Annotated in this window: 13 protein-coding genes and 1 riboswitch; of the genes, 7 read left to right on the top strand and 6 right to left on the bottom strand. The window is 47.6% G+C overall.

Annotated features, from left to right (window positions below):
- Position 1 precedes the first annotated feature (1 nt).
- A complete protein-coding gene (gene glyA, locus ACR6HW_RS06065; RefSeq protein ID WP_455730253.1) occupies positions 2-1,234 on the top strand; it encodes a serine hydroxymethyltransferase in 1,233 nt (410 codons plus the stop codon).
- A gap of 114 nt (positions 1,235-1,348) precedes the next feature.
- Here the strand turns inward: glyA and ACR6HW_RS06060 are convergent, their stop codons facing one another.
- The 6 genes from ACR6HW_RS06060 to ACR6HW_RS06035 form a co-directional block, all read right to left on the bottom strand.
- The gene (locus ACR6HW_RS06060; RefSeq protein WP_455730252.1) at positions 1,349-2,101 is read right to left on the bottom strand and encodes a class I SAM-dependent methyltransferase; all 753 of its coding nucleotides are present in this window, start codon (positions 2,099-2,101) and stop codon (positions 1,349-1,351) included.
- A gap of 160 nt (positions 2,102-2,261) precedes the next feature.
- Positions 2,262-3,362: an NADH:ubiquinone reductase (Na(+)-transporting) subunit F gene (locus ACR6HW_RS06055; RefSeq protein WP_455730251.1), complete on the bottom strand. Its 1,101-nt coding sequence runs from the start codon at positions 3,360-3,362 to the stop codon at positions 2,262-2,264.
- Positions 3,363-3,371: 9 nt separating this feature from the next.
- Positions 3,372-3,962 carry an NADH:ubiquinone reductase (Na(+)-transporting) subunit E gene (locus ACR6HW_RS06050; RefSeq protein ID WP_455730250.1) on the bottom strand — a complete coding sequence of 197 codons (591 nt, stop codon included), beginning with the start codon at positions 3,960-3,962 and terminating at the stop codon, positions 3,372-3,374.
- A gap of 2 nt (positions 3,963-3,964) precedes the next feature.
- Complete coding sequence (locus ACR6HW_RS06045; protein WP_455730249.1) at positions 3,965-4,579, bottom strand: NADH:ubiquinone reductase (Na(+)-transporting) subunit D; 615 nt, start codon at positions 4,577-4,579, stop codon at positions 3,965-3,967.
- On the bottom strand, positions 4,572-5,189 hold the full coding sequence (locus tag ACR6HW_RS06040) for an FMN-binding protein (RefSeq protein ID WP_455730248.1): 618 nt from the start codon (positions 5,187-5,189) through the stop codon (positions 4,572-4,574). The genes ACR6HW_RS06045 and ACR6HW_RS06040 overlap by 8 nt, the downstream gene beginning before the upstream one ends.
- On the bottom strand, positions 5,179-6,159 hold the full coding sequence (locus tag ACR6HW_RS06035; RefSeq protein WP_455730247.1) for an RnfABCDGE type electron transport complex subunit D: 981 nt from the start codon (positions 6,157-6,159) through the stop codon (positions 5,179-5,181). Before ACR6HW_RS06035 ends, ACR6HW_RS06040 begins: the two co-directional genes overlap by 11 nt.
- Before the next feature lie 239 nt (positions 6,160-6,398).
- On the opposite strand from ACR6HW_RS06035, the gene ACR6HW_RS06030 reads away from it, so the two are divergent.
- From ACR6HW_RS06030 to ACR6HW_RS06005, 6 genes are all read left to right on the top strand, one after another.
- Complete coding sequence (locus tag ACR6HW_RS06030) at positions 6,399-7,262, top strand: aromatic acid exporter family protein (protein WP_455730246.1); 864 nt, start codon at positions 6,399-6,401, stop codon at positions 7,260-7,262.
- A complete protein-coding gene (locus tag ACR6HW_RS06025; protein WP_455730245.1) occupies positions 7,262-7,681 on the top strand; it encodes a hemerythrin family protein in 420 nt (139 codons plus the stop codon). The genes ACR6HW_RS06030 and ACR6HW_RS06025 overlap by 1 nt, the downstream gene beginning before the upstream one ends.
- A complete protein-coding gene (locus ACR6HW_RS06020; RefSeq protein ID WP_455730244.1) occupies positions 7,671-8,420 on the top strand; it encodes a prepilin peptidase in 750 nt (249 codons plus the stop codon). Before ACR6HW_RS06025 ends, ACR6HW_RS06020 begins: the two co-directional genes overlap by 11 nt.
- A gap of 73 nt (positions 8,421-8,493) precedes the next feature.
- A riboswitch (cyclic di-GMP riboswitch) is annotated at positions 8,494-8,578 on the top strand.
- Positions 8,579-8,821: 243 nt separating this feature from the next.
- Positions 8,822-10,495 (top strand): GspE/PulE family protein, encoded by a 1,674-nt coding sequence (locus tag ACR6HW_RS06015; protein WP_455730243.1) that lies wholly within the window; start codon positions 8,822-8,824, stop codon positions 10,493-10,495.
- A complete protein-coding gene (locus ACR6HW_RS06010) occupies positions 10,488-11,564 on the top strand; it encodes a type IV pilus twitching motility protein PilT (protein ID WP_455730242.1) in 1,077 nt (358 codons plus the stop codon). The genes ACR6HW_RS06015 and ACR6HW_RS06010 overlap by 8 nt, the downstream gene beginning before the upstream one ends.
- A gap of 11 nt (positions 11,565-11,575) precedes the next feature.
- A complete protein-coding gene (locus tag ACR6HW_RS06005) occupies positions 11,576-12,793 on the top strand; it encodes a type II secretion system F family protein (RefSeq protein ID WP_455730241.1) in 1,218 nt (405 codons plus the stop codon).
- Positions 12,794-12,800: the final 7 nt, after the last annotated feature.

Genomic DNA, 12,800 nt, shown 5'->3' with positions numbered 1-12,800 from the left:
CATGAACTTAGACATTATCAAACAGCAAGACCCTGAACTGTACAAATCCATGGCGCTCGAACTTGAAAGACAGCAAAACGGGATTGAACTCATTGCTTCTGAAAACTTCACGAGCAAAGCGGTTATGGCGGCAATGGGCTCGCATTTGACCAACAAATACGCAGAAGGCTATCCCAATAAGCGCTATTACGGTGGTTGTGAATATGTAGATATCAGTGAGGATTTGGCGCGCGATCGCCTGAAAGAACTCTTTGGTGCAGAACATGCCAATGTCCAACCGCATTCCGGTTCAGGAGCCAATATGGGCGTGTACATGGCCGTTTTAAAGCCAGGTGACAAAGTGCTGGGGATGAACCTGTCCGACGGCGGTCACTTAACACACGGCAGTCCGGTTAACTTTTCCGGAAAGCTCTACAATTTCACGTCTTACGGCGTCGATGACAATGGGTTTATCGACTACGAGGCGTTGAGAAAGCAGGCGCTTGAAGAAAAGCCTAAAATGATTGTCGCCGGTGCCAGCGCGTATTCGAGAATTATAGATTTTGAAAAATTCAGAGCGATTTGCGATGAAATCGGTGCGTACTTGCTCGTGGATATGGCACATATCGCCGGTCTCGTTGCAGCGGGCATCCATCCCAATCCGGTGCCATATGCGGACTTTGTCACCAGTACGACACATAAGACACTAAGAGGGCCTAGAGGCGGCATTATCCTCTGTAAAGCGGAATACGCCAAAGCGGTGGATAAAACCATATTCCCAGGTATTCAAGGTGGGCCTTTGATGCACGTTATCGCCGCCAAAGCTGTCTGCTTTAAAGAAGCGCTGTCAGACGATTTCAAAGCGTACCAAAAGAAAGTGGTCGAAAATGCGGCGACATTGGCGGAGGCCCTCAAGGAAAAAGGGTTCCAAATCGTCTCAGGCGGAACGGACAACCATCTTCTTCTGGTAGACCTTAGAAACAAGGACATTACCGGTAAAGACGCTGAGAAGCTTTTAGACGAAGTGGGCATCACCACTAATAAAAACACAGTCCCTAATGAAACGGCGAGTCCATTTGTGACGAGCGGTCTTAGGATGGGAACGCCGGCCACGACAACGCGCGGCTTTGGCAAAGAAGAGATGATTGAAATTGCCGATATCATCAGCTGGGTGATCGACAATCGAGCTGAAGATTTAGAGCCTGCACGTCAACGTGTGAAAGCACTTTGCGGCAAATACCCGCTCTACAAGTAACGTAAAAAAGTAAAGTCCTGCTACACGCGAGGTGTGGCAGGACTTTTTTGACAACAAGCCTTGAGCCTAAAGGGTTCTAATTAGCGAAAGATGTACACGCAATGGCGCCGTATTTTATACGGCTTTCAATACCACTGTAAAGTCACCGGGCAAATGTTTGTGCACATCAAACCGAGGCCCTTCATTCATATGAATGAGATGGAATCCGTTGGAAACCAGCGCGTTTAGAATTTCCGAAAACGTAAAATAGCGAAGAGCGCATTTGGGGAGGTCGGTGTCCTTCATAAATCTTTCGTACGCCACAGGGGCTTCATGTATGTCGGTATCGAAATAGTCTCCGGTGGTTTGGAACGCAGTATCGCTCGCGAAGATATCGCGCTGGCTAAATACTTTTCTAAAAGGGTGAAAGTCGTTGAGAATAAAGGTTCCCCCGGTCTTGATGTGTTGGCGAACGCGTTTGACAAAGGCGTCGAGGTCGTGAAAGTAATGCAAAATGCCGCCTTCCATAAAGCAAATATCGTATTGATCGCCATTGTAAGACATAAAGTCCTGATAGACAAACCCCATGTCCTGATTGATGGCGACGCACATTTCTCGAGCGTACTGAATATTGCCCTCGGAAAAATCGAGATGCGTGACCTCGGCACCTAATAACGAAAGTGCTAGGGACCGACGACCGCAAGACCCCAGCGGACACAAAATGCGTTTGCCTTCTATGTCTGGGAAAAAAGGTAAATAGCGGCGCAGCAGTTTTTTAGGATTGTCCAGTATCTTTTGTGCTTCTTTTTCCGGAGGGCCGAGGTGTGTGGTCCAAAACTTGTAAGCGCTGTGTTCCCATGCCTTTTGGTTGAGTGAAGTACTGTTCATTTTTCCTCCTTCGAAAAACTGGATAAGCAGCTACCTTTTTTGACCTATGGTAGTGTATGCCTGTAGTGTCTTCTAACAGTTTACCACGACGCCTGTGTTGATGTCACGGGCCCATAAAAAACCGCCCTCTCTATACAAGAGCGGGCGGCAATAGGTGAGTTTATTCAAATTTATCGTAAAAGATTTGTGACTCTGGCATGCCTTTGGCTTTTAAAGCCTCGATGACCGAATCGATCATAACGGGACTGCCGCAGAGGTAAGCTTCTTTTTTCTCGCCCTCTGTGAGGAACTTGTCGAGCATGTCGGTCACACGCCCTTGTTCGCCTTCCCAGTTACAACTTTCTGTCGGCCGCGACAAACAAGTAATGAGTTTGAAGTTCGGCATTTCTGCTTGAAGCTGTGCCAACGTGTCCATTTCGTAGAGGTCTTCTCGCGTTCGAGCGCCGAAGTAAAAGGTGACTTTTCGGTCGATTTTTTCATCGCGCATGTACTTGAGAATCGACATAATCGGCGCCATCCCTGTGCCGATGGCCACCATAACCATTTCTCGGTCGCCGTCTTGATAATAGAAGTCGCCGTAAGGGCCCACCAGCCGTACGGTGGCACCTTCTTTAATGTGGTTGTGTACATAAGTCGTCGCAACGCCGTTTTTCACATAGCCGATGTAGAGCTCCACAGCTTTTGTGTCAGAAGGGGAAGAGGCGATGGAATACGCGCGGTAGACTTCTTCGGGGTTCCCCTTGTATTTAGGCGCTAAGAGCTGAATGTACTGCCCCGGTTTAAAGGAGATCTCCTCTTTTTCAGGTAACTCCAAACGGAGGTGCTTTATGGTCGGTGTGACATCTCTCAAGAATGCGACGTGGTAATCAAACTGTTTGACGCTGAAAAGTTCTTCAGGTATTTCAATCTGGAGATCCTCTTTGACTTTTAGCTGACACGAGAGGCGGACGCCTTCTTTTTGCTCAGCGGGAGATACGTAACCCAGCTCTGTAGGGAGTATCGCTCCGCCCCCCTCTTTGACAGCGACTTTGCAGTAGCCGCAGCTCCCTTTCCCACCACAGGCAGAGGGGATGAAGATCTTTTGTTCTACCAAAGCCGACAACAAGGTATCGCCGCCGTCCACAGTAAGTTCTTTCTCTTTGTTAATGGTAATTTTCTTTTCACCATAGTTGGCAATGGTGCGGTTGGCAATGGACAAAAGGAGTGCCAACACGCCGGTAATGCCGCTGATGGTTAAGACTGTAATGCCTATAGTACCCATAAGGACCTCCTATTGAATTTGTACAATGCCTGAAAAACCTAAAAATGCAAGAGCCATAATCCCAGTGATAATCAGTGTTATCCCAGGACCTTCAAGCCCTTTTGGAATTTTGGCGTTTTTAATCTTCTTCCGTATACCGGCCATGGCCACAATGGCCAGTGTCCAGCCGAGTCCGGAGCCGACGCCGAAAGCAAACGATTGAATCAGCGAGTACTCGCGGATAATCATAAACAGCGACACACCGAGAATGGCGCAGTTAACGGTAATAAGCGGTAGAAAAATCCCCAGTGAGTAGTAGAGCGATTCAAAGTAACGTTCGATAATCATTTCGACCAATTGTACAAAAGCAGCAATGACGATGATGAAGATGATAAAGCGAAGGTACTCGAGCCCAAGTGGAACGAGGATTTTGTTGTAGATAAAGTAGTTGAGTACTGACGTGCAGGCGAGGACGAAGGTAACTGCCTGTCCGAGGCTCAGCGACGTCTTGATTTCACTTGAAACGGCGATAAACGAACACATGCCTAAAAAACTGGCGAGTATCATATTGTTTGTAAAGATCGATGCAAAAAAGATGACCCATGGATTGATTTCTAGCATAATTATTTACCTCCTTGTTCCGTCTCAGGGTGTGGGAACAGCCTGTAGGTGGCCCAAATGACGATGCCGAGCATAAAGAACGCTCCCGGAGGCATAATCATCAGTGTCCAGTTGACCCAGCTTTCGCCCAGTATTTGTACGCCGAACAAGGTGCCGAATCCGAGAAATTCTCTAAAGAATGCAATTGCAAGCAAGACCCAAGTGTACCCAATACCCATAATCAAGCCGTCAAAGAAAGAAATAATCGGCTTGTTTTTTTGAGCGAAGGCTTCACAGCGCCCCATAATAATACAGTTGGTTATAATTAAGCCGACATAAGGCCCCAGTGCCTTTGACATGCTCGGCATATAGGCTTTTAGAAAGATGTCGAGCAAGATGACGTAGGCGGAGATAATCAGCGTTTGAACCATCATGCGGATATGCTTTGGCGTGACCGTTCGAAGCAGAGATACAGTAAAACTTGAGAAAGCGGTGACAAACATCAGACCGATGCCCATAACGAGGGAGTTCATCAGCAGGTTCGTAACGGCAAGTGAGGAACAGATGCCGAGTATTTGTCTGAAAACGGGGTTGTCTTTGTAAATCCCGTCTTTGAAAACGCGTTTAATTTCACTCATTGATTAGGCCCTCCTTTGCAGCGTCTTTTGCTTGTTTGACAAAATCGTTCACAATTTCTTTGACGGCAACTGAGGTTGCAGTGGCGCCGGTTATGCCGTCGATAGTTCCCGAAGCAGCCGGCTTAAATTCTATTGGGTCGTCTTCTACGATAGAGAGGCCACGAAATTGCTCTTTGAACCACGCTTCGTCAATTCGTCCGCCAAGTCCCGGTGTTTCAGAATGGGCGGTAAAAACGATGCCGAGGAGTGACTCGAAATTCGGGTCGAAAGCGAGATACCCGGAGATACTGCCCCAGAGGCCTTTGCCCGTATAGTAGAACGCATACCCTTTGACAGTACCGGCGTCTTTGTAGATGTAATAGGCCAAATCATCTTCTCCGTCTTTGGCATGGTAGGAGAGTTTCTCGTCATACAGCTTTTTAACCATCTCATCACTGCCGTCGTGTTCGATGTTAAAGGTGTAGAGAATCGCCTTTTGAACATCGAGCTCTTCCTGCGCTTTAATGGTGTCTATTGTGGCTTCGTTGACAAATGCCAGTGCAAATGTGTAAACCGCTGTTAAAATCACCATGAAGACGACAGGGTACAGGATTTTCTTCTTATTGGCCATTGCGCACCTCCTTTGCACTTTTCTGCTGTTTGAGTGCTTTTAAGCCCTTGACGGCTTCGTCTATAATCGGCGCAAAGGTGTTGCCGATTAAGATAGCGAACATAATGCCGCCGGAGAATAGGGCAAATCCCCTGATGACAACTGTGATACATCCGATGAGCAGACCGTAAAAAATACGGCCTTCAAAAGTCTTAGGAGACGAAATTGGATCGGTGGCCATAAAGACGGCACCAAATAAAATCCCGCCTGCAAATAAACCGTACAGAGGGCTTGGCACTTGTGAGAAGCCGGCGAGGTATAGGGCGCCGCTCATTCCGAGGAAGCCTAAAATGACACTGATGATGGTTTCCTTTGCAGCGGTTTTCGTAAAAATGAGGTAGAGCCCCGCCAAAATAATTAACAATGCGCTGGTTTCACCAATAGACCCTGCGATGTTACCGAACAAAACCCGCGTTATAGGAAACATTTTGCCAGTTGCGCGGTAAATCATCATAGGAGTCGCTTCGGTAACGGCGTCAATGTGCGGCGTCAAGTACTGGGTAAGTGCGCCTATTGCACCGTTTGCAGGTTCGTTCCATTCAACCGTGAGGTATCTGGGAAAGTTCACATAGATAAAAGCGCGGCCGACGAGTGCCGGGTTGAACGGATTTTTCCCGAAGCCGCCAAAGACCATCTTGCCGAAGACGACGCCGAAGACTATCCCGATAATGGCAATCCAATAAGGGGTGCTCGGCGGCAACGTCAATGTAAAGAGAATCCCGGTCACCCAAACGGCCTCAGTGATTTTCTTAGTGGTCTTCCTGACAAACAACCATTCGGTTAGAGCACCGGACAGCGATACGACGGCTAACAAACTGAGCACGCGCCAGCCGTAAAAGTAAATGCCTGCTAATACAATGGGAATAAGTGCGTAAATAACTTTTCTCATCATAGCTTGCTTCATAAATTGAATTTCCTTGAATGCTTTCAAAATACGATCCCTCCCATAGCTAAATATTCGAAAAAACGATGGTGTCACTTCGTTATCCATACTTATATCCAAATGTTATCCCCAAATATCAAAATTTTATTAAAAATTACCGAAAACTGCGATAAGATATGACGTTTTGTAATGACTTTACATAGGCATAGACAGATGTCGGGGCTATAATGATGAATAGTCTAAAATAAAAAGGATATAAATTAAGAAAGAATAACGAGGAGGCGCAGATGCGAAGAATTAAGTGGACATTGGGGCGAGAGGCCATGTTGTTCGATTCCCCACTATATATTTTAAAAGCTTTTACAGGCGTCTTAACGGCGTATGTGTTGTTTAAGGACCACCCCATTGTGGGGCGAGATATGATTTCTGTTCTCTTTGGGATGATGCTGACACTGGAACCGGTTAACCGGTCGGGGTGCAAGATTGCCTTTGAGCAAATAGAGGCATCGGCAATGGGAGGGCTTGTCACGGCGGTGCTCGTTGCGGCGTTTGGCGTAAACCTCGTCACTGTGCCGCTCTCAGTTGCCCTGACACTTTATTTGGCATTGACCATTAACTGGCGCGCGGTATCCCCGGTGGCGTTTTTTACAGCCATTTATATGACCCAATACCTACAAGTTGGCGCAAATGGAGCACCGAGCATGCCGCTGACTTTTGGCGTGCGCATGTTTGCCCTCTTAGCGGGGATAGCGGTGGCTTTATTTTACAATTACACGTTTTCGATTTTCTTTTATAAAGGCATGCTGAAAAAGCGCATGACCTATGTCACGGAGACTTTAGACGCTATTATGTCGAGGCACAGTGCGCTCGATGGGGTCGACGCCTATCACGAGCAAAAAGCGGACTTGGTGGCAATCCTTGGCGACATCGACGCTTTTGAAGCGCTTTTGAAGGATATGGCCCACCAAAAAAGAAAAGCCGAGCGCGTTAAAGATTACCTAATTCGTATTGACAATATAAGAGATCTGGCGCATTATTATTTAGGAGAGATTATGGAAAAAACAGCGCGTCCTGAAGTGCGACAGTGTAAAGGGGATGTGTCTGCCATTAAAACTATGATGACCCAATATGAAGTCGATAGGAGGCCATAATGAAGTGGGACGTATCGTTGAGTGTCGGTGTAGAGACGCTGGACAAACAGCATCGAGAGCTTATGGAATTAACAGATCAAACGGAGCAGCTGTTTAGGCGCGCTATGGAGGATCCCAATTTGTTTGACGAGGCGCAGGCCTTACTCAAAGGGTTGAAACGGTTTGCAACACAACATTTTTCTGATGAAGAGGCGTATCTTATCTCTGTAAACTACCCCATGTCCGAGGTACACAGTTCACAGCACCGCGGATTTATCGCGTACTTAGAAGAGGTTTCAAGCGAACGGTTATCCCACGCTCCTGAAGAGGTGCTTTTGGAACTCTTTGCGTTTTTATCGACTTGGATTGTGGACCACATTAGAGGCGATGATTTTGAGTACAAGTATTTTGTCGAACAGGTATCAGAAAATGTGGAGTAATTTTCTAGTCATCGGTCTCATCGGCCTTGCGGTGGGATCGTTTTTAAATGTTTGTATTTACAGAATCCCTCAAGGCGTAAGTGTCGTGACCCCGAGAAGTCGTTGTGGCACTTGTGAGACGGTACTGCGGCCGATTGACTTGGTGCCGGTGTTCAGCTGGCTCTGGCTTAAGGGGCGCTGTGCGCACTGCGGGACGCCTGTTTCAGCGCGTTACCTTGGCGTGGAACTTTTGACAAGTGCAGTCTTTCTAGGCATCTTTGCGCGTTTTGGCTTTCAGCTGGCGACGCCTTTTTACTGTCTGCTGTCTGCTTATTTTATAGTCGTCGCTTTTATCGATATCGACCACCACAAAATACACAACAAGAGTGTGCTCATGGGGCTCCTGTTGGCCGTGCCCCTTTGGGTCATGAGTTTTGTCGGTAAAAATCCTTTGTATACAACACCGCTTATGGGACTCGCAGGGAGTTTGGCCGGATTTTTAGTGCTCTATGGGCTGGCGCTGGTTTCCAACAAGACCACAGGCGGCAATGGCCTCGGATATGGTGACGTCAAGTTTTTTCTAGTTGTCGGCGCAGTCCTTGGGGGCGTGTACATATGGGCAGCACTTTGGTTGATGTTTGTTTGTGCCGGTGTCTACGCGGCTTTCAAAAAAGTCGTTTTCAAATCAAGTGAACGGCACTTGGCGTTGGCACCGTTTATTGTGTCGGCGTGTTTAGCGGTTGTGCTTTGGCAAGGCTAATTGGAAAGACACTTATGACAGTAAGGCGTTTATGCAGTTAAATATTTGTTTACAAGAGTATAGAAATATATTATAATAAGTTGGGCAAACTGTTTTGAAAAAACAGGGCGCAAAGCATGAAGTCTAAGGCATGGTGCTATGACGGTTCGGCTGCAGTTTACATACTGCAGCCTTTTTTATTTTCTAAAACTGTTCCCTATAGGTGCGCGTTTATACATAATCGTGTACTGTATCGTTGAGAGTTCACCGATACAGCACATCAAAGGCCTGTTCATTTCTACTTGGTTTAGGGGGCTCTATAAATAGGCGATAAAGAACTTAACAAACATCGATAAAAAATAACTGAGTTCGGCGTCAAATTGCGGTATACTGAATATAGACTATAAAAACTTGGGGGCAATATGAAATTAAAAATGAGACTTGGGGACATCCTCGTTCAAAATGGGGTAATTACAGAAGCCCAGCTGATGCAGGCCTTGGCACTGCAAAAGGATTCGGGACAGAAGCTCGGTGCTGTTCTTATTACACAAGACTGGATTACAGAAGAGCAGCTCTTTGAGGTGCTCGAACAGCAGTACGACATTCCGTATTTAGACATCAATACAATCTATATAGACCCAAAAGTACCAAAGCTGATTAGCGAATCTTTGGCGCGCAAACATTCGCTAATCCCCATTGCACTTGAGAAAAATGTGCTGAAAGTGGCCATGTCCGATCCTTTGGACATCATTGCACTGGATGATATTCGCATTATTACCGGCCTTGAGATACAGCAGGTTATCAGCTCTTCGCTCGATATCGCCAAGGCCATCAACCGCTTTTACGACACCTCTGAAACGGCGGCAAAAGCGGTAGAAGATTATAAAAGTCAAGCGGGCGTTTTAGAAGAAATCAATGACGAAGAAGACGCAGACGTTACCAATGCACCCATGGTGCGCTTGGTCAACAGCATTATTTCGCAAGCGGTGCGTTCGAAAGCCAGTGACATTCACATAGAACCTTTTGAACGCAACGTCCGCATACGCTTTCGCGTCGACGGCGATCTCAGAGAAGTGATGACGCCGGAGAAATCCACCCATGGCGCGTTGGTAACGCGTATTAAAATCATGGGGAAAATGAACATCTCCGAACGTCGACTGCCGCAAGATGGACGCGTAGAAACGACCATAGAGGGCATTCCCATCGATATGCGTATTTCGGTTTTGCCGACGGTCTATGGCGAAAAAGTCGTTATACGACTTCTCGATCGGAGCAGTCTCGTCGTTAAAAAAGACGATTTAGGCTTTACAGCACACAATTTGAGACTGGTGGAGAAAATTATGAAAGTGCCCGAGGGCATTGTTTTGGTCACCGGTCCCACCGGTAGCGGCAAGACGACGACGCTGTATTCGTTCTTAAAAGAGCTGAACAAAGTAAGCAAAAATATCATTACAGTTGAAGACCCCGTAGAGTATCGACTGGAGGGCATCAACCAAGTGCAAGTGAACAACAAAGCGGGTCTGACGTTTGCAGAGGGGTTGCGCTCTATTCTCAGACAAGACCCCGACATCGTTATGGTCGGTGAGATACGCGATGTGGAAACGGCAGAAATTGCCGTTAGAGCGGCAATAACGGGTCATGTGGTTCTCTCGACCATTCATACCAACGATACCATAAGCACCGTTACCCGCTTATCAGATATGGGGATTCCCGAATACTTAATCGCCTCCAGTGTCGTCGGTGTCGTGGCACAACGTCTCGTGAAAAAAATATGCCTAAAGTGTAAAACAGCATATACGCCAAGTGCAGAAGAACAGGCAATGCTCGGACATTCGGTACAGCATCTGTACAAAGGCACTGGGTGCAACGCCTGTAATCAAACGGGGTACTCCGGCAGAACCGCCATACACGAAGTGCTGGTTATGGACCGTGTGATAAAGACCATGGTGACCCGAAATCAGGATGCAGAAACTCTGCTTAAACAGGCCAAGGAAAGTGGTCTGGTTACCTTACAGGAGACGTGTAGGGAACTGGTGGCCGGCGGCGTGACCACCATCGATGAAATGATACGTATGACGTTTAGAGTGGATGCATAGAGGAGGCAAAGACGTGGAGATCAATTGGATTTTACAAAAAGCCATAGAGAGCGGTGCCTCAGACGTACACATTACAGTGGCGTCGCCGCCGATTATGCGGGTCAATGGCAAGCTCATCAAGTTGTCAGATGAGCGGCTGATGCCGGAAGACACCATCCGAATTGTAACAGAAATGCTTACAAAAGAGCAACTTGAACGCTTTGAAACACATGGCGAGTTAGACTTTTCGCATTCGAACCCGGGACTCGGTCGCTTTAGGGTCAATGCTTACAAACAACGGGGGAGCTATTGTCTCGCCGTTCGCGTCGTGGCGCTTAAAATTCCGGACATGTCGGCTTTAGGCCTTCCCGACGTCATTGAAACACTTTGTACCAAACAGCGTGGACTAATCTTGGTCACAGGGCCGACGGGCAGCGGAAAGTCGACGACGCTTGCCGCAATGGTCGATTATATGAATAAAAATCGAAACGACCACATCATGACCATTGAAGACCCCATTGAATACCTGCACAAGCATGACAAAAGCATCGTCAACCAACGTGAAATCGGCAACGACTCCGACAGTTTTGCCAACGCCCTTCGTGCGGCACTTCGCCAAGACCCCGACGTGATTCTCGTCGGCGAGATGCGCGACCTCGAAACCATCTCAACGGCGATTACAGCTGCTGAAACAGGCCATTTGGTTCTGTCGACGCTTCACACCATCGGCGCCGCGAAAACAGTAGACCGTATAATTGATGTCTTTCCCCCCCACCAGCAACAGCAAGTGCGGGTACAACTCGCTTCAGTTCTAGAAGCTGTTATCTCGCAACAGATTATGCCGACGGCAGATGGGGAAGGGCGCGTCGCCGCTTTTGAAGTTATGGTGGCAAACTCTGCCGTACGCAACCTCGTGCGCGAAGGCAAGACGCATCAGATTCAAACGGTTATACAAACGGGTAGTCACTTGGGGATGCAGACCATGGATGCCTCGCTGTTGGCGCTGTACAACCGGCGGTTGATACGTCGGGATACCCTTAAAAAATACGCGGTGGATGTCGACGGCATCAACCGTCAGATTGGATTTTAACGGAGGCGTTTGTGTCAAATATATACAAGTGTAAAGAAATTGATTTAAACGGTGCCGTCGTTTCACAAGTTTACAAAGGTGAAACCAAAGACGAAATCATCAATCGCATTCGCTCAAAAGGCCATCGACCCGTTAAAGTAGAGCTCGATACGGCTCAATCGAGTGGCGGCACATCGGCACCATTGTTTCAAAAGCGTGTTAAAACGAAGCAGTTGGCCATTTTTTGTAAACAGATGCACACGATGCTCAACGCCGGAATGCCGTTGATAACCGCTTTGGAGGTGCTAGCAGAACAAACCGATCACAGCACGTTGAGAACGACGTTAAAGGCCATGGCCATTCAGGTACAAAAGGGCGATGTGCTTTCGATCGCTATGAAACAGCACCGAAAAATCTTCCCAGTGCTCCTCATCAATATGGTGGAGGCCGGCGAGCTCACCGGAAATCTCGACAACGTGCTCGACCGGATGGCCGTGCACTATACCAAAGAGAACAAAATCAACTCTAAAATAAAAGGCGCTATGATTTACCCAATTATCCTCAGCTTTCTCGCCGTAAGTGTTGTCACCTTTTTGCTCTTGTTTATTATGCCGACATTTATCAGTATGTTTACAAACGCAGGTGTCGCTTTGCCGGGGCCGACGCGTGTGCTGATTGCTTTCAGCAATGCGCTTAAAAACTACTGGTATTTGTTTATTCTGGGCATTGTGCTCCTCGTCTTTGCGTTTAAGGCGTTTAAAAGCAGTTTGGGCGGGAAGCGTTTCTTAGATCGCCTTAAACTCAATGTGCCCTTTGTGAAGCGGTCGGTGGCGCAGATTATCACCTCGCGTTTTACACGTACCCTTTCCACGCTGATGGGCAGTGGGATCCCGATTTTAAGAGCACTGGAGTCCGCGGCCACTGTTACGGGCAATCAAGTGGTTATCGAGGGCATTGGAACCGTATCGGAAGAGATTAAAAAAGGGGCGCAGTTGAGCCGCTTGTTAAAACGGGTCGGCGTCTTTCCGCCGATGATGATTTCCATGGTGAGCATTGGGGAAGAGTCCGGTTCACTGGAAGAAATGTTGGAGAAGACGGCGGATTACTACGATGAAGAGCTGGAAGTGGCACTTCAAAGGCTCGTCGCCATTATGGAGCCGTTAATGATCCTTGTAATGGCTGTACTTATTGGTTTTATTGTCATCGCAATGGTGATGCCGATGTTCGACATGATGAAGACCGTCGGTTAGTTGCAGG

The sequence above is a fragment of the Fusibacter sp. JL298sf-3 genome, assembly GCF_053842995.1.
Note: the sequence above shows the minus strand (reverse complement) of the source record. Positions and strands in the feature narration are given on the sequence as shown.